The sequence below is a fragment of the Streptomyces sp. DF42 genome (assembly GCF_058267695.1).
In genome coordinates, this window is the sequence record NZ_CM177859.1 from 647,440 (window position 1) to 664,202 (window position 16,763).

The 16,763-nt window shown below is 71.6% G+C and carries 14 protein-coding genes; 8 read left to right on the forward strand and 6 right to left on the reverse strand.

Annotated features, from left to right (window positions below; genetic code table 11):
* Window positions 1–20: 20 nt before the first annotated feature.
* Window positions 21–1,355, reverse strand: a complete 1,335-nt coding sequence (locus tag ACYUED_RS03135) for a TerD family protein (protein ID WP_491294819.1) — start codon at window positions 1,353–1,355, stop codon at window positions 21–23.
* Between the two features lie 298 nt (window positions 1,356–1,653).
* Between ACYUED_RS03135 and ACYUED_RS03140 the strand changes: the two genes are divergently transcribed.
* The 4 genes from ACYUED_RS03140 (at window position 1,654) to ACYUED_RS03155 (ending at window position 6,312) form a co-directional block, all read left to right on the forward strand.
* Window positions 1,654–2,082, forward strand: a complete 429-nt coding sequence (locus ACYUED_RS03140; protein ID WP_491290782.1) for a DUF6643 family protein — start codon at window positions 1,654–1,656, stop codon at window positions 2,080–2,082.
* A gap of 43 nt (window positions 2,083–2,125) precedes the next feature.
* Window positions 2,126–2,953: an MOSC domain-containing protein gene (locus tag ACYUED_RS03145; RefSeq protein ID WP_491290783.1), complete on the forward strand. Its 828-nt coding sequence runs from the start codon at window positions 2,126–2,128 to the stop codon at window positions 2,951–2,953.
* Between the two features lie 213 nt (window positions 2,954–3,166).
* Window positions 3,167–3,772: an Rv1733c family protein gene (locus ACYUED_RS03150; RefSeq protein WP_491290784.1), complete on the forward strand. Its 606-nt coding sequence runs from the start codon at window positions 3,167–3,169 to the stop codon at window positions 3,770–3,772.
* Window positions 3,773–3,879: 107 nt separating this feature from the next.
* The gene (locus ACYUED_RS03155; protein ID WP_491290785.1) at window positions 3,880–6,312 is read left to right on the forward strand and encodes a right-handed parallel beta-helix repeat-containing protein; all 2,433 of its coding nucleotides are present in this window, start codon (window positions 3,880–3,882) and stop codon (window positions 6,310–6,312) included.
* On the opposite strand, the gene ACYUED_RS03160 is transcribed toward ACYUED_RS03155, so the two are convergent.
* Window positions 6,282–8,636: a hypothetical protein gene (locus ACYUED_RS03160; RefSeq protein WP_491290786.1), complete on the reverse strand. Its 2,355-nt coding sequence runs from the start codon at window positions 8,634–8,636 to the stop codon at window positions 6,282–6,284. The two genes, ACYUED_RS03155 and ACYUED_RS03160, sit on opposite strands and share 31 nt — an antisense overlap.
* Window positions 8,637–8,922: 286 nt before the next feature.
* Between ACYUED_RS03160 and ACYUED_RS03165 the strand changes: the two genes are divergently transcribed.
* On the forward strand, window positions 8,923–9,741 hold the full coding sequence (locus tag ACYUED_RS03165; protein WP_491290787.1) for a DeoR/GlpR family DNA-binding transcription regulator: 819 nt from the start codon (window positions 8,923–8,925) through the stop codon (window positions 9,739–9,741).
* A 93-nt stretch (window positions 9,742–9,834) separates the two neighbouring features.
* A complete protein-coding gene (locus tag ACYUED_RS03170; protein WP_491290788.1) occupies window positions 9,835–10,305 on the forward strand; it encodes an SRPBCC family protein in 471 nt (156 codons plus the stop codon).
* A gap of 206 nt (window positions 10,306–10,511) precedes the next feature.
* Here ACYUED_RS03170 and cds1 read toward each other — a convergent pair whose 3' ends face one another.
* Entirely contained in the window at window positions 10,512–11,660 is a 1,149-nt protein-coding gene (gene cds1 / locus ACYUED_RS03175; protein ID WP_491290789.1) for an L-cysteine desulfhydrase Cds1, read from the reverse strand.
* Between the two features lie 329 nt (window positions 11,661–11,989).
* On the opposite strand from cds1, the gene ACYUED_RS03180 reads away from it, so the two are divergent.
* Complete coding sequence (locus ACYUED_RS03180; protein ID WP_491290790.1) at window positions 11,990–12,313, forward strand: hypothetical protein; 324 nt, start codon at window positions 11,990–11,992, stop codon at window positions 12,311–12,313.
* A 228-nt stretch (window positions 12,314–12,541) separates the two neighbouring features.
* Entirely contained in the window at window positions 12,542–13,072 is a 531-nt protein-coding gene (locus tag ACYUED_RS03185; RefSeq protein ID WP_491290791.1) for an ATP-binding protein, read from the forward strand.
* Between the two features lie 26 nt (window positions 13,073–13,098).
* Here the strand turns inward: ACYUED_RS03185 and ACYUED_RS03190 are convergent, their stop codons facing one another.
* From ACYUED_RS03190 to ACYUED_RS03200, 3 genes are read right to left on the reverse strand one after another with little or no spacing between them, the layout of a single operon-like run.
* Complete coding sequence (locus tag ACYUED_RS03190) at window positions 13,099–15,660, reverse strand: ABC transporter permease (RefSeq protein WP_491290792.1); 2,562 nt, start codon at window positions 15,658–15,660, stop codon at window positions 13,099–13,101.
* Complete coding sequence (locus ACYUED_RS03195) at window positions 15,657–16,406, reverse strand: ABC transporter ATP-binding protein (protein WP_491290793.1); 750 nt, start codon at window positions 16,404–16,406, stop codon at window positions 15,657–15,659. The genes ACYUED_RS03190 and ACYUED_RS03195 overlap by 4 nt, the downstream gene beginning before the upstream one ends.
* Window positions 16,403–16,690, reverse strand: coding sequence for an SHOCT domain-containing protein (locus tag ACYUED_RS03200; RefSeq protein WP_491290794.1), 288 nt, complete (start codon window positions 16,688–16,690; stop codon window positions 16,403–16,405). Before ACYUED_RS03200 ends, ACYUED_RS03195 begins: the two co-directional genes overlap by 4 nt.
* Between the last annotated feature and the right edge of the window lie 73 nt (window positions 16,691–16,763).

A 16,763-nucleotide genomic window follows, 5' to 3' on the forward strand; every position in this document is an offset into this window, starting at 1 on the left:
TCGCTTTCCGTCCGCGGGGCTCACTTCCTGCCGGGGGTCCAGTTCATGCCCCACCCGTAGGCATAGTCGACGGTCCGCTGGGGGCTCACCCCGCGCTCGGGCACCAGGTATCGGACCTCCCGCTGGACGACCAGGTCATTGCCCGTGTTGGTGATCAGAGCGAGGGCGCAGACGGTCGAGGGAACGGTGCACTCGTCGAGCGAGAAGTCGATCGGGGCACCGAACTGCGGCTGCAGGGTGACCGTCGCGTGCAGGTCGGCGAAGGACCGCGCGCCTTCGTAGATGGTCACGAAGACGAGGATCCGCCTGAAGTCCTGCTTGTGGTCAAGGTTGACGGTGAGGTTCTCACCGTTCGCGACGGCGCCCGTGCGGTCGTCGCCGTCCAGGTGGATGTACGGCGGCCGGTTCAGGGCTCCGAAGGAGTTGCCGAGGGCCTGTACGACGCCCTTGCTGCCGTCGGCGAGTTCGAACAGGGCACACAGATCTAGATCGAGGTCCGCGTGATGGGCGACCGCGCGGCCACGTTTGCTGCCCCATCCCGAGAACTGCTTGCGCACCTCCCAGTTGAGGTTCACGCGCATCGAGCCCGAGGTGCCGCCCTGCTTGGACAGCGAGACCGCGGGGGCCGCCTTGGTGAGCGTCACCTTGGTCAGGCGGACCGGCTGCGCGGGAGGCTCCTGCGGCGGAGGGGGCTGCACGGCGGCCGGGGGCGTGACAGGCGGAGGCATGGTCATGGGGGGCGCGGCGGGAGGGGGCATGTTCACCGGCGGGGCGACGGGCGGGGGCATGGTCGCGGACGGAGGGGCCGCGGGAGCTGCGGCGGGCGGAGTGTGCTGCGGTTCGTCGACCGCGATCCCGAAGTCCGCGGCCAGACCCTCGAGTCCGCTGCTGTAGCCCTGGCCGACGGCGCGGAACTTCCAGGCGCCCTGGCGGCGGTAGAACTCACCGAGCACGAAAGCGGTTTCGACGCTGGCGCCCGTGCTGTCGAAACGGGCCACCACACCGCCCTGGGCGGCGTCGCGGACCTCGATGTAGAGGCCGGGAACCTGTCCGAACGTACCGCCGTCCGCCGAAGCGGCGAGGACGACGGTCTCGATCGTGGGCTCCACGCGCGCGAGGTCGACAAGGAGGCTGTCGACAACGCGGCCGTCCCCGTTGTGTTTGCCCTCGTACCGGACCGCGCCGGAAACGTGCTCCGGCTGGTTGTAGAAGACGAAGTCGCCGTCGGAGCGGACCTTGCCGCCCACGAGCAGAAGCGCCGAGGCGTCCGCGTCCGGAACGCCGGGTCCTGAACTCCAGCCCAATTCCACCCGCAGTGCCGTCGTCGGCACCGGCGTATTCGATCCTTTCGGCATTGACATGCCCGCCCCCATCACGTGTCACCGTGCCTGTCCGTGTCCCGGCAGCCCTTCAGGTACTCCATCCGCACAACCTATTCCCCGGGCCCACGAACTCCCACGAGGAGCACAGGGTTACCTGTGGCCAACCGCTGGTAACCCGCCCGAAACTCGGCCTTTACCGGACCTGAACATCGCTGGGCGCCCTTTTTTGCCAAGTTCGCTCGCATTGGGGATCCCGCGTCACTGGCGACACTGAAAACAACCCTCTTATCGGTCTCCCCAACTAGCACATCGAGGGCTTAACTTATGTGCCATGACCTCCCCCCGCTCCACCTTTGGCGGCGGCTACTACTCCGCCTTCCCGGACACTCCGATCTACGACAGGCTCGTCGCCGAGCGGGGCACCCCGCAGATCGCTCCGATCCGGGTCCCCGCCGCGTACGACGCGCCGGGCAGCTATCTGCCGGCCCTGCCGTCGGCACTCCCCGCCCTTCCGGCGGGTCCCTCCCAGCCCTCCTACGGCTATCCGCAGGCGCAGCAGCCGGCTCCGCTGCAGCAGGCGCCCGCGGCGTACATCCCTCAGCAGACCACGGCGCCTCGTGGCTATCCCGGACCCCAGCAGCCGCAACGGCCCATGGCGACCGGTACGGGCTACGAGGCGATGCGCCCCGCGGCTCCCCGGCCCAACCCAGCCCAGTACCAGGACCCGTACAACAACCAGCAGCAGTACCGCGGCTACTGAGCCGTCCTCCCCGGCTCTCGCCGCCGCCTGGCACGATGGCCGCATGGGGAACGCGCTGCTGCAGTCGATTCACGTCCATCCGGTGAAGGCGTTCCGGGGCGTCGCGCCCCGGGAAGCCGTCGTGGAGCCCTGGGGGCTGGCCGGAGACCGGCGCTGGGCGCTGATCGACGCAAGGGGAAAGGTCGTCACGCAACGTCAGCAGCCGCGCCTTGCGCAGGCCGCCGCCGAGCTGGTCCCCGGCGGCGGCGTTCGCCTGTCCGCACCGGGGAAGGGCCCGCTGACCGTGCGGGTCCCCCGGCCGGTCGGCACGGTGCCGTTGGAGATCTTCGGAGACAAGGCCGAGGCCGTTCCCGCCGAGGACGCGGCCGCGCACGCCTGGTGCAGCGACTATCTCGGCATCGACGTACGCCTCGTACACATGGATGATCCGGCCACCCGCCGGCCCGTCGACCCGGTGTACGCGCGGCCCGGCGAGATGGTCAGCTTCGCCGACGGCTTCCCGCTGCTGCTCACCACCAGCGCCTCCCTCGACGCCCTCAACTCCCTGATCGCCCAAGGCTCTCAACCGGCCGACGGGCCGCTGCCGATGAACCGGTTCCGGCCGAACATGGTCGTGGCGGGCACCGACGCCTGGGCCGAGGACGAGTGGTCCCTCATCGCCGTCGGCGAGGTCACCTTCCGGGTCGCCAAGATGTGCGGGCGGTGCGTGGTGACCACCACCGACCAGGACACCGCCGAGCGGGGCAAGGAACCCCTGGCCGCCCTGGGCCGCCACCGCCGCATGGGCAGCAGCCTGGTCTTCGGTCAGAACCTGGTGCCCCTCTCCCCCGGCACGATCCGGGTCGGCGATCCGGTGACGGTCCTCGAATAGGCAGCTCCGCCGGACGCTGTGGAGCGGCCCGGACGAAAGATCCGGACAAGGCCCGCGGCGCGGGAACCAGGGTCGGGGGCCTGCGCGTTGAGGTTTCGTGAGAAGTTCATGAGAGAGCCCGGGAGCAAGTGATCTCGCTCTCTCTTTGACCGGGTCGGCGCGTGTACGGCTCGGCCGGGGGTTATCACGGAGCGGGAAGGGGGGTGCGGGACTGTGCGCACAATCGGCGGACTCTGGCGCTGGCGGCACAATCCGCTGCGCCGCACGAGCGATCTGGTAGAGGCCTGGCTGACCTTGGTGGCCCTGCTGCTGATCCTCGTCGCGGCCCCGGTGATCGGCTCCGTCGTCGGCACCATCGCGCAGGACGCGCTGCAGCAGTCCGTCCGGGACCAGCGTGCGGCCCGCCACCTGGTGACGGCCACCGTCGTGCGCAAGCTGGACCGCTCGCCGCTGGACACCGACCCCGAGTCCACCTCGTCGCGGGATCTGCGCAGCCGCGTCCTCGCCGACTGGACCGCGCCGGACGGCTCCGGCCACCACGGCGCGGCCCTGGCGAGCCTCGCGTCACCGCACCGCGGTGACCACTTCAGGATATGGACGGACCTGCACGGCCAGATAGTGGCCCGTCCGCTCGATTCGGCGACAGCGACGACGCACGCGGTGCTCGCCGGGTTCGGCGCCGCCATGCTCGCCGCGGGCGCCGTCGAGGGCGGTCGACGGCTGATCGTCTGGCGCATGGTCCGTCGCCGGTACGCCCGTTGGGACCAGGCCTGGGACCGGGCGGGCCCGGACTGGGGCAGGACCGGCGCCGGCAGCTGACGGCCTTCCCTCTCTGGTCAACCCACCGCCCGCGCGCACGCTACGGTGGACCGGCCGATCCCTTCGGCATCGACCCGCGTATCACGAGGTGGGGGCAGAACAACACCATGGCACAGGGCACGGTCCAGGTGACGCACACCGGCACATCGCGGTGGCGGCGCCGCACGGGTGAGTACGCATCGCTCGCCGCCGCCCTGGAGGCTGCCGCCGACGGTGACGTCCTCACCGTCGCGCCCGGTACCTATCGGGAAAACCTCGTGGTGCAGCGGTCGGTGACCCTGCGCGGGCCCGAGGGTTCTCCCGGATCGGTGCGGATCGCACCCTTGGACGGTGTGCCGTTGACCGTGCGTGCCTCGGCGGTGGTGCAGGACCTGCATGTGGAGGGGCAGGACGCAGCGGCGCCCGCCCTGCTGGTCGAGGAGGGCACTCCGGAGCTGCTGGACGTCCGCATCATCACCCGGTCGGCGGCGGGGATCGAGGTGCGCGGGGGCGCGCGGCCGACTGTGCGGCGGTGCACCGTCGACAATCCGGCCGGCATCGGTATCGCCGTACTCGACGGCGGAGGCGGGGTGTTCGAGGAGTGCGAGGTCGTGGCCGCCGGTCAGTCGGGGGTTGCGGTCCGCGGCGGCGCGCAGCCCCGTCTGGAGCGGTGCCGCATCCATCACGCCTCGGGCGCGGGTCTGTCAGCCACCGGTGAGAACTCCGCGCTGGACGCGGTGGGTTGCGAGGTGTACGAGGTCCGTGGCAGCGGGGTCCAGGTCACCGGCCGTGCCACCGCGCACCTCACGGACTGCGATGTGCACCGCACCACGGCGGACGGCGTCACCCTCGACACGGACGCGGTGCTGACGCTGGCCGACTGCCGCATCCACGACATCCCTGAGAACGCGGTCGATCTGCGCTCCCGCTCTGTGCTCACCCTGACTCGGACGACGGTTCGTCAGTTCGGGCGCAACGGCCTGTCGGTGTGGGATCCGGGCACCCGTGTGGACGCCAACCAGTGCGAGATCTTCGACAGCACGGGCGACTACCCGGCGGTGTGGGTCAGTGACGGCGCCACTGCGGTGCTGGACTCCTGCCGGGTGCACGACGTGCCGGACGCCCTGTTCGTCCTCGACCGCGGCTCGCGCGCGGACGTCGTCGACAGCGACCTGTCCCAGGTGCGCAACACGGCCGTGTCGGTGAGCGACGGCGCCACCGCACAGCTCGACGACTGCCGTATCCGGGACGCCGCGACAGGTGCCTGGTTCCGCGACCACGGCAGCGGCGGCACCCTCAACAACTGCACCATCGACGCCACACAGACGGGCGTGATCGTCACCAAGGGCGCCGACCCCACCATCGAGCGCTGCACGGTCGACTCCCCCGCGGAGGCGGGCTTCTACGTGTCGGCGGGCGGCCGCGGCAGCTTCCTCAACTGCCGGGTGACGGGCAGCGGCGGCTACGGCTTCCACGTGATCGACGGCAGTCGTACGACGTTGAAGAAGTGCCGCACGGAGCGCTGCGCGCGCGGTGGGTACGAGTTCGCGGAGGGAGGCGACGCGGCGCCCGGCACCGGCCCCGTCGTCGAGGGCTGCACCAGCGACGAGAGCGCGGGCCTCAGGTCTCCCGCGGCCCCGGAGCCCGCTGTGCAGACCGCCGGTCAGTCGCCCGGTCTGCTGGGAGCGATCCCCGGGCAGCGCACCACCGAACAGGAGCCCCTGCTCGCCGCGCAGCCCGAGCAGCCGACGCGGACGTCGAGGGCCGTACTGGGTGAACTCGACGCGCTGGTGGGCCTGGAGAGCGTCAAGCGCGAGGTGCGGGCGCTGACCGACATGATCGAGGTGGGCCGGCGTCGCATGCTGGCGGGCCTCAAGGCGGCCTCGGTCAAGCGGCATCTGGTCTTCACGGGCTCCCCCGGCACCGGCAAGACGACCGTGGCGCGGCTCTACGGCGAGATCCTCGCCTCGCTCGGTGTGCTGGAGAAGGGCCATCTCGTCGAGGTGTCCCGCGTCGACCTGGTCGGTGAGCACATCGGCTCGACGGCGATCCGCACGCAGGAGGCGTTCGACCGGGCGCGTGGCGGTGTGCTGTTCATCGACGAGGCCTACGCGTTGTCGCCGGAGGACTCGGGCCGGGACTTCGGCAAGGAGGCCATCGACACGCTGGTGAAGCTGATGGAGGACCACCGTGACGCGGTCGTGGTGATCGTCGCGGGCTACACGGCCGAGATGGAGCGGTTCCTTTCGGTCAACCCCGGTGTGGCGTCCCGCTTCTCACGGACCATCACCTTCAGCGACTACGACCCCGGGGAGCTCCTGCGGATCGTGGAACAGCAGGCCGACGAGCACGAGTACCGGCTCGCGCCGGGCGCCGCGGAGGCCCTGCTGAAGTACTTCACAGCGCTCCCCAAGGGCCCGGCGTTCGGCAACGGCCGAACCGCCCGCCAGACCTTCGAGGCCATGGTGGAGCGGCACGCGAGCCGGGTCGCCCATTTCGACGAGCCGAGCACGGACGACCTGACGCTGCTCTACGCCGAGGACCTGCCCGAGCCCTCCTGAGTGCCTGCCGCGGGGCGTGGAGCCGGTACGTCCGCTCGCAGGCGGCCCAGCAACCGTTCCCGCTCCTCGGCGAAGGCCGGGTCGGCCTGGTAGTCCGAGTGCCCGAGGATCGGTGCGGGCAGAGGGTGTTGTGCGGTACGGCCGTATGCGAGGGGGTCCTTGAGCGGCGGGCGGTCCACCTCGGGGCCGCAGTCGCCGGGCAGGCGGACCGGGCCGCCGATGGGGTCGGTGAGCCGGTAGAGGTTGCGCCAGCAGTCGACGTCGTGGTGCAGGGAGGCGAGGGCGGCCGGGCCGAAGTGGGCCGGGAACCAGCGGCCGTACAGGCGCTCGATCGGGGACCCGTAGGTGAGCAGGGCGACCCGTTTGCGGTCGGACGGCTTGAGCTGCCAGGCCGCGGCCGCCGCGAGCACACTGCCCTGGGAGTGCCCGGAGATGACGAGGCGGCCGCCGGTGGCGCGGGTCCAGGTCGCCATCCGCCAGGTGAGGTCGGGGACGGCACGCTCGGCGTAGCAGGGCGGGGCGAAGGGGTGCGCGGCGCGCGGCCAGAAGGTGCCGACGTCCCAGAGGATGCCGATGGTGCGCCGGGCGGAGGCGTCCTTGTAGGCGCGCCGGCCCCAGGTGACGAAGAGGATGAAGCCCAGGCCGATCAGCCAGGAGCCCAGGGCCTGCGCGGTCTGTGCGGCTCCGTGCACGAAGGCGAAGGCGTGCTGGGCCGCCTCTCCGGGCGCCTCTTCGGTGAATTTGGCGCCGGCCAGTGCTCCGGCGCCCAGGATCAGGGTCGTGGTGGCGGTGACAGCGACGACGAGGGGGGCGCGGTCGGTGAGCGTGGCCAGCGCGCGCGTGGTGGCGATTCGGCGGGTGCGTGCGGCGTCCTCGGGTTCGCCGGGGTGGTCGAGCTCGACGGTGGCCAGTTCGGTGTGGCGCAGCAGCCAGGCCCGTCGGCCGAGCAGGCCGCAGAGCGCGATCAGGGCGAGGAGAAGCAGGGGGATGACGGATGCCTGCCAGGTCAGCAGGACCGGCGGGCCCTCGATGGAGGTGCCGGTGCCGTCCAGCCAGTCCGACACCCGCTGGGAGACTCCGCCGGACATGACGCCGCCCAGGGCGCAGGCGAGGATCGCGACGGCGGGTCCGCCCTGGCCGTGCAGCACGGCGCGCGGGTCGGGGTGGGTGCGGTACAGCAGGTGGGCGACGACCGCGAGGGCGAGGACCAGTAAGCCCTGGACCAGGGCGATACCGCCGAAGGTGGTGCCGCCGCCGGCCAGCAGGCCGCCCGACCGCCATCCGGGGCGCTCCCAGCCGGCGTACACCGCGCACAGCAGGAGCAGGACGAGGGCGGCGAGCGGAAGCCGTCGTACGAGGTGCGCGTCGAGTTCCCGGTCGAGGCGGTTCTCGCTGCGTCCCCGGCGGCAGACCACCCACATCACGACGGCGCCGGTGGCGACGAGGGCCACGGCGAGGAGCCGGCCCAGGACGTCCAGGACGGCGGGGCCGCCCGGAGCGCGGTCGAAGCGGGCCGCGGACGAGGCGACCGCCGCGGCGACCGTCAGCAGGCCGGCCGCGGTGTGGGCGGCGCGCAGCCGGGCGACGAGCCGGCGGCCGTACCAGAAGCCGGGGCGGCCCAGGGCGGTGCGGCCGGTCTCCTCGTCGGGTTCGGTCCGGTGGGCGAGCGGCTGCTGGGACTCGTACGCGCTCCAGGTGCGGTGGGAGAGGTACCAGAGGAGGCCGGTGAGCGCGGTGGGCACCAGAGCCGCGAGGGCGAGGCGGCGGCCCGGCCTGCTCCACCAGCTGTGGTGCGACACCTCCGGTGACAGGAAGCCCAGCCAGGTGTGCCGCTCGGCGCACGCGCGCGTGCCCGCGCACTGCCAGGCCGCCAGGTCGAGGGCGACCTCGCAGGCGGCAGCGACCAGCAGTACCGTCAGGGTCAGTCCGGCGAGTCGCACCAGCAGCCCGTAGAAGCGCACCGTCCGCTTGCGGCCGCGGTCGGTGGGCCGCATCCAGTGGGCGAGGTTGACGACCATGAACGGCAGCAGTAACAGCCACAGGGCACGCGCGCTGTTGCCGGAGGTGAGGTTGCACCAGACGTACGCCTCCGGCACCGGTCCGCCGCGATGGCCGTCGGGTCTGCCGTCCGCGTCGACGTCCGCGGCGCGCCGGAAGACGGCCGCCGTGTCGTCGCCGGTGATCCGCACCGTGCACGGATCATCGAGCATGTCCTGGGGCGTGGTGCCGCCCACGCCGTGGACCAGCAGTTCCAGGGTGTTTCCGGATCCCTCGGGCGCCGGAGCGGGGCCGTTCGCCGAGGCACGTTCCTGCGCACGTTCCACTGTTCGCACTTCCCCCGTGACGCGCCGTCTTCTTGTGTCCGTGCGGGCACAAGGATCGCCGCTCGGACGGGGACGTACACCTGTGAACACGGAATCTCCCCGTTCCGAGTGACATGCGAGGAACAGATGTGGCATCGGTGACATCAGCGCATCGGGCGGGTGGCGTCCTGGGTGCCCACCCGTGCGAGGATGGGACGTCCGCGCACCGGGGTCGGCGAGAATGTCCTTGTCGGACGGGGTGTGCAGGGCATGTCGGACGGCTTGAGGCGAAAGGACCGGAGCGTACGTGAGTGAGAATCAGAACCTCCTCGCGGAGCAGCGGCGCTCCATGATCCTGGACGAGGTCCGGCGCCGGGGCGGGGTCCGTGTCAACGAGCTGACCCGCAAGCTCGGCGTGTCGGACATGACCGTGCGCCGCGATCTCGACGCGCTGGCCCGCCAGGGCGTTCTGGAGAAGGTGCACGGCGGTGCGGTCCCGGTCGTGGAGGCGAGCACGCACGAGCCGGGCTTCGAGGCCAAGTCGGGCCTGGAGCTGACGGCCAAGGAGGACATCGCCCGGTCCGCGGCCCAGCTGGTCGCGCCCGGTACCGCGATCGCGCTGTCCGGGGGTACGACGACGTATGCGCTGGCGCACCACCTGCTGGACGTGCCGGACCTGACCGTGGTGACGAACTCGGTGCGGGTGGCCGATGTCTTCCATGCCGCGCAGCGCACCTCCGGCCCCCGGCAGGGTGCGGCCACGGTGGTGCTGACCGGTGGCGTGCGCACGCCGTCGGACTCGCTGGTGGGCCCGGTGGCCGACCAGGCGATCGCGGCGCTCCACTTCGACATGCTGTTCCTCGGTGTGCACGGCATATCGGTCGAGGCCGGCCTGTCGACGCCGAACCTCGCGGAGGCCGAGACCAACCGGCGCCTGGTGCAGTCGGCGCGGCGGGTCGTGGTGGTCGCCGACCACACCAAGTGGGGCGTGGTGGGCCTGAGTTCGTTCGCCGCGCTGGAGCAGGTCGACACGCTGGTGACCGACTCGGGTCTCGCGGGCGACGCGCGCGAGGAGATCTCCGAGCAGTTGCGCCGGCTGGTCGTGGCGGGCGAGCCGGAGAGCTGATCGGCTCCGGGCGGTGCAGACATCTGACGGGCCGCCAGTTATCGTGACGTTGCCCCGGTCAACTTCCCTGCTCCGTCAAGGAGGTTCTCGTCCATGGCTCGTCGTCTGCGTCCCGTAGGGCTCGACTTCGTCGAGACCGCGCCCGTATGTCTCGTCTTCGCCCGGGAGATCTCGGCCGCTCCGGAGGCGGTGTTCCACGCGCTCGCCGAGGACGTGACGGGCTGGGCGCAGTGGTTCTCGGCGGTGAGACTGGCCCGGCCGCTCGACGGCGGCGCCCGGCGCGAGGTGCGGCTGACGGGCGGGACGCGCTTCGAGGAGACGGTGCTCGCGGCGAAGGAGGCGGAGGTGTACGCCTACCGAGTCGACGTGACCAACGCTCCCGGGATGCGGGCCCTGGTCGAGGAGTGGCGGCTCGTTCCGGCCGGCACGGGCACGCGCGTGCAGTGGACCTTCGCCGCCGACGGGACGGCTCCGCTGCGACTCGTCCTCAAGGCGGCTCGGGCGGGCCTGGGCCGGGCCTTCCGAGACGCGGTGACCTCACTGGACCGGCGCCTCGCGACCTAGTACCCCGGCACGCAACGTTCCCCGTCGCGGCACCCGGCACGCTCCCCCACTGCCTCAAGGGCGTGGGAGGTCCCCCTCACTCGACGCACCGGGCACAGACCCGAGTACGTCCGGTACGGGGGCCGGCACCCGGCACCCGGCCGGGGGACCCTCAAAGCACGCACCGGACGCCGCTCCCTGACGGGCAAACGTTGCCTGCCGGGGCATCAGCTGCGGCTCGGGCGCACCTCCTCAGTCGGCCAGACGCCCGTCTCCAGCAGCGACTGGATCGCCGCCGTGTACGGCTCGATGTCCAGGCCCTGCTCGGCGAGCCACGCGTCTGAGTAGTACTTGTCCAGGTACCGGTCGCCCGGGTCGCACAACAGCGTCACCACGCTCCCCTGCCGCCCCGCGGCCACCATCTCGGCAATGATCTTCAGCGCGCTCCACAGGCCGGTGCCGGTCGAGCCGCCCGCCTTGCGGCCGATGGCCCGCTCCAGCGCCCGTACGGCGGCGACGCTCGCCGCGTCGGGCACCTTCATCATCCGGTCGACGGCTCCCGGCACGAAGCTCGGTTCCATGCGGGGGCGGCCGATGCCCTCGATACGGGAGCCGCAGTCGCAGGTGACGTCCGGATCGCCGGTGGTCCAGCCCTCGAAGAAGCAGGAGTTCTCGGGGTCGGCCACGCAGATGCTGGTGTCGCGCTGGGTGTAGTGGACGTAGCGGGCGAGAGTCGCCGAGGTGCCGCCGGTGCCGGCCGTCGCCACGATCCACGCGGGCTCCGGGAACCGCTCCAGCTCCAGCTGGCGGAAGATGGATTCGGCGATGTTGTTGTTGCCGCGCCAGTCCGTGGCCCGTTCCGCGTAGGTGAACTGGTCCATGTAGTGGCCGCCGGTGTCCACCGCCAGACGTGCCGATTCCTCGTACATCCTGCGCGAGTCGTCCACGAAGTGGCACTGCCCGCCATGGAACTCGATCAGGCGGATCTTCTCGGCGCTCGTCGTGCGCGGCATGACGGCGATGAAGGGCACGCCGATCAGCTTCGCGAAGTACGCCTCGGAGACGGCTGTCGAGCCGCTGGACGCCTCGATCACCGGGCGGCCCGGCCGGATCCAGCCGTTGCACAGTCCGTAGAGGAAGAGGGAGCGGGCGAGCCGGTGCTTGAGGCTGCCGGTCGGGTGGGTCGACTCGTCCTTGAGGTACAGGTCGATGCCCCACTTCTCGGGCAGCGGGAAGCGGAGCAGGTGCGTGTCGGCCGAGCGGTTGGCATCGGCCTGGACCTTGCGGACGGCTTCTTTCAGCCAGTCACGGTAGGCCGCGTCGCTGCGGTCGACGTCGAGGGTCCGGCCGGTCCGGGTCTGCTGGGGGGTGCTCACGACGGGTGCTCCTCACACTGAGCGCCGACGACGCGTCGCGCCGCCGACACATCGATCATAAACACCTTCCGCACGCTTCTCACCTGCATAAACGCACCTTTGGGCACCCCAAAGGACAGCCTGGGGGCAGGGGGTGGGCGATGGTGGGGGCGCATTCGGGCGAGTGCTCCGGGCGCCCGGAGCAGGGGTGCCGTGCGTACTGGTGCTCGACGCCGGGTGCGGGCAGACTGCACGGAACGGGGGCGCACACTGGATCACGAGACGAGCTGGATCACGGCCCACGCAGGTCAGAATCCAGCGCACCGGACGCGCACAAGGGGGCGGGCGGCATGGTGGAGCCGGAGTTCACGGCGACGGGCGTGCGGATCGGCAAACGGCTGCGTTCGCTCACCCGGGCCGGGCAGGTCCGGATCAGCGACGGCAGGCTCGCGTTGCTCACCAGTTACGGCACCGAGATCGACAGCGCGCCGGTGCAGGCGGTGCGTGCTTCCAAGCCCTGGTTCGCCGCGCAGGGCCGAGCGCTCGCGGACCTCAACGGCAAGCGGTACCTGCTGACGCTGGGTGACCACGACCCCGCACCGGGCGAGCCAGGGCCGCCCGCGGCACGCCGGTTCATAGAGGCCGTACGCAGGGCCGCGGGGCGCGGCGGCTGACAACTCCCGCAGTACGGCGGCGGGCTGCGCCCTGCGACCGCGAGCCGACGGCGAGTTGCGGTACCGCGCCCCCTGCGTCACGCTGGTCTCACGTCACTCTGGGTTTACCGGCGATAACGCTGCGAACCAGCCCGCCGGGCACGACAGCAGGCGGCCGTCTCCCTCAGCCACCCTGCTGGATCCGTCTTCCGTGTTCTTCCGGACCTCTTCAGTCGGGGAGTCGCAGCCGTGATCAGTCACCCAAGCAGGCACTGCACGGTAGAGCTGCAAGCCCTGCCGTCGCGGATCGGCCAGGTCCGCAGAATCGTCTCTGCGCAGTTGCGCTACTGGCATATGGACTCCCTCATCGACCGTGCCGCGCTCGGTGTGACGGAGTTGCTGACCAACGTCCATCTGCATGCCCAGCCCGACAAGCTGTGCACCGTGGAGATAGAGCTGCTGCTGGACCGGCTCACGGTCTCCGTGCACGATCACGACCCCCGGCTGCCCGAGGTGCGGGAGGTGGAGCCGGGCGCCACCACCGGGCGCGGACTCGCCATGGTGGCCGCGGTGAGCGAGAGCTGGGGGGTGCGCCCGGACGGCGAGTCGGGCAAGGTCGTCTGGTTCACGCTGCCCACCGCTCCGGCTCCGGTCGCGGCGCCGGCCCGCCTTCCGCGTCGTACGGCCGAGAAGCCGGCGCACCGGTTCGCGGAGGTCGAGCTCGCGGTCGACGGCCGAAGGCCCGCACACGCTCCCGCCCGGTCGGCCGTTGCCGGCTGACCGGGCGGTGATCTGCCCGCACTCTCTCACTCGGTGGCGATGGCGCGCAGCACGTCCAGGCGCGCCGCCCGCCGGGCCGGACGCAGGCCCGCGAGGGCGCCGGCCGCGAGACCCACCAGGGCCACGATCACGAGCTGCACGGGCGGGATCGCGAAGGCGAAGGCGCTGTCGCCGGCACCGTCCGAGGCCTTGACCAATACCCAGCCGAGGAAGGCGCCGAGGCCGAGGCCGCCGACCGTGCCGAAGGCGGCGACGAGCACCGACTCCCACCGGACCATGGCCCGCAGCTGGGAGCGGGTCTGCCCGACGGCCCTGAGCAGACCCAGTTCGCGGGTGCGTTCGTGGATCGCCAGGGTCAGGGTGTTGGCGATGCCCAGCAGTGCGATGAGGACCGCGAGGGCGAGCAGGGCGTAGACGAGGGTCAGCATCATGTCGATGCCTCCGGCCGAGGACTGCGCGTACTCGTCGCGGGTCTGCACCTCGGGGTTGCCGTAGCGGTCGGCGACGTGTTGCACGGATGCCTTGCCCGCGTCCGTGCTCACACCCTCCTTGAAGGAGACGGCGACGAGCGTGTCGGAGTCCTGGGTGCGGTGCGGGGCCCAGGCGGCACGGGTGATGAGGTAGTCGCCGGCGAGTTCGGACCGGCCGTAGACGGCGCGGACCGTGAAGGTCTGCTTCTTGCCGTCCGTGAAGGCGAGTTGGGCCTTCGCCCCGGTGGTGAGGTGCTGCTTGTCGGCTTCCGCGCTGGTGATGGCGATGCCGTCGCTGCCGAGGTCGCGCAGGGAGCCCTGCACCTTTCCGAGGTCGAAGGTGCGCTCCAGCGCCCCCGGGTCGGTGACGGTCAACGCCCGTCCCTTGCCGTCGACTTCGGCGACTCCGCGTCCCAGCCCTACGGCCGTGTCGACCTCGGGCAGCTGCTGGATCGCCCCGGCGAGCCGAGGGCTCAGGCCGCTGCCGCCCGCGCCGAACGACGGTGTGCTGACGGCGACATCGCCGGCGAAGGACCGTGAGACGGTCTGGTCCATGGTCGCCTTCAGTGAGGCGCCGAAGACGGTGAACAGCGAGACGACGGCCACGCCGATCATCAGGGCGCTCGCGGTGGCGGCGGTCCGCCTGGCGCTGCGCAGGGCGTTGCGCCGGGCGAGGGAGCCGGTGACGCCGCGCAGCGTGTCGAGGGGGCCGCCGAGGATCCGTACGGCCGTCGAGGACGCGACCGGGCCGAGGACCACGAACGAGACCAGGGCGAGGACGGCGCCAAGTCCCGCCAGCCAGACGGACGGTGAGACCAGGACGCCGCTGAGCGTCACGGCTACGGCGAGGGCGGCGAGGCCCATACCGGTGACGGCACGCGTGCGGGAGGCGCCGGAGGCGTCGACGGTCGTCTCGCGCAGGGCGGCCAGCGGGGCGGTGCGGCCGGCCCGGGCGGCGGGCAGGAGCGCGGAGCCCAGGCAGACCACGATGCCGACCGCGAGCGGCAGTGCCATGGACAGGGCGCTGATCACCAAGTTGCCGTCGGGGAAGGGGAATCCGATCGCGGGGAACAGGGCCTGCAGGCCTGCCGCGATGCCGATTCCGCCGGCAAGTCCCGTGACCGAAGCGGCTACGGCCACAGCGCTCGCCTCGACGAGGGTCGTCGCGGTGACCTGGCGGCGGGAGGCACCGAGGGCTCGCAACAGGGCGTTTTCGCGGGTGCGTTGGGCTACGACGATCGCGAAGGTGTTGTGGATGGAGAAGGTCGCGACCAGCAGGGCGATGCCGGAGAACACCAGCAGGAGGGTGGTGAAGACGGTGAGGAACTGGCTGGAGATCATGTCGGTGTTCTCCTGGGCCGACTCCTGACCGGTGATGGCCTCAACACCCTTGGGCAGTACGGGAGTCAGCCGGTCGACGAGCTCCTTCTCACCGACGCCGGGTCCGGCGCGCACCTTGATGCTCGCCGCCTCGCCGGGCCTGGCGGTGAGGTATTTCTCGGCGTCGGTGCGGGTCATGCCGGTGAAGGTCACCTGGGCCATGCCGTCCTCGCCGCCGAAGGTCGCCAGGCCGACGATCGTCACCTCGACCGGGTCCGGGGTGCGGAGTGTGGTGGTGTCGCCGATCTTCAGGCCGCCCTTCTTCGCGGCGCCGCGGTTGACGACGACCTCGCCGGACTTCTGCGGGGCGCGGCCCTCGGCGAGCTGGTACGGGTTGAGCCCGGAGTCGGTGATCCAGTTGCCGGCGAGGGTGGGCGGGCCCTGGCCGCCGATGGGCTTGCCGTTCTTGCCGACGAGTTGACCGGCGCCTTCGATGTCGGGCGCGGCGGCCGCGACACCGGGCACCGTCTCCAGGGTGCTCACCAGGGCCGTGTCGACGGGCTGCCGTACGCCCTGGCTCTCACCGGGTGTGGTGATCGTGTCCGCGCTGCGGACGACGGCATCGGTGCCGATGGTCGCGTTGCCGAACATGCTGTCGAAGCTGGCGCGCAGTGTGTCGCCCATGACGAGGGTGCCGGCCAGGAAGGCGACGCCGAGGAACACGGCGAGGAAGGTGCCGGCGAAGCGTCGTTTGTGGGCGCGCAGGGAGGACACGCTCAGGCGTACGGCGGCGTTCATGAGGGCACCTCGAAGGCTTTCATGCGGTCGAGGACCCTGTCGGCGGTCGGGGACTGCATACGGTCGACCAGGCGTCCGTCGGCGAGGAAGACGACCTCGTCGGCGTGGGCGGCGGCCACCGGGTCGTGGGTGACCATGACGACGGTGCGGGCGGTCCGGCGCACGGCGCGGCCGAGCAGTCCGAGGACCTCCCCGCCCGAGCGGGAGTCGAGGTTGCCGGTCGGCTCGTCGGCGAAGACGACGTCCGGCTGACCGGCGAACGCCCGGGCCACGGCGACGCGTTGCTGCTGGCCGCCGGAGAGTTCGGAGGGGCGGTGGTGGAGGCGGTCGCGCAGGCCGACGACGTCGATGAGCGCCTCGATCCACTCCGGGTCCCCGCTGCCGCCGGCGAGGTCCAGCGGCAGCGTGATGTTCTCCGCGACGCTCAGCGTCGGCACCAGGTTGAACGCCTGGAAGACGAAGCCGACGCGGTCGCGGCGCAGGAGGGTGAGGTGGCGGTCGTCGAGTCCGCCCAGGTCGACGTCGCCGATGTGGGCGGCACCCGAGCTGAGCGTGTCCAGGCCGGCGGCGCAGTGCATCAGGGTGGACTTGCCGGAGCCCGAGGGCCCCATGATCGCGGTGAAGCGCCCGACCGGGAAGTCGACGCTCACCCCGTCCAGGGCCCTCACCTCGGTGTCACCGCGGCCGTAGACCTTCACTGCGTCGACGACCCGGGCGGCCGTACGGACGGCGGTCGTGGTGGTCACGCCGCACCGCCCTTGCTGCGGCCGAACTGCTCGTCCAGGACGGACAGCCGGCGCCAGTACTCGTCCTCGTCGATCTCGCCGGAGGCGAAGCGGCGGCCGAGCACGGCGAGCGGCGAGTCGCCGGAGGGGCGCGGATCGTCCATGGGCCGCCAGGGTCCACGGCGGCCGCGCCGGACGGTGCGGCGCAGAAGAGTCACGGCGCCGATCACGACGGCCGCCCAGATCAGCGGGAAGAAGAGGATCCACGGGCCGGGGCCGCCGTTCCAGTTCGCGAGTGTCTGCATCTCGAGTCATCTCCCAGGTGGGTCTTGCGTTGTTCTCTCGAGACTCCCGCCGGGAAGGGGGCCGGGTCGTCGT

Coding starts and splice junctions, on each gene's coding strand:
- ACYUED_RS03145 (WP_491290783.1), top strand. CDS start 2,126: ATGGGGAACGCGCTGCTGCAGTCGATTCACGTCCATCCGGTGAAGGCG.
- ACYUED_RS03155 (WP_491290785.1), top strand. CDS start 3,880: ATGGCACAGGGCACGGTCCAGGTGACGCACACCGGCACATCGCGGTGG.
- ACYUED_RS03180 (WP_491290790.1), top strand. CDS start 11,990: ATGGTGGAGCCGGAGTTCACGGCGACGGGCGTGCGGATCGGCAAACGG.
- ACYUED_RS03140 (WP_491290782.1), top strand. CDS start 1,654: ATGACCTCCCCCCGCTCCACCTTTGGCGGCGGCTACTACTCCGCCTTC.
- ACYUED_RS03190 (WP_491290792.1), bottom strand. CDS start 15,660: ATGAACGCCGCCGTACGCCTGAGCGTGTCCTCCCTGCGCGCCCACAAA.
- ACYUED_RS03135 (WP_491294819.1), bottom strand. CDS start 1,355: ATGCCGAAAGGATCGAATACGCCGGTGCCGACGACGGCACTGCGGGTG.
- ACYUED_RS03170 (WP_491290788.1), top strand. CDS start 9,835: ATGGCTCGTCGTCTGCGTCCCGTAGGGCTCGACTTCGTCGAGACCGCG.
- ACYUED_RS03200 (WP_491290794.1), bottom strand. CDS start 16,690: ATGCAGACACTCGCGAACTGGAACGGCGGCCCCGGCCCGTGGATCCTC.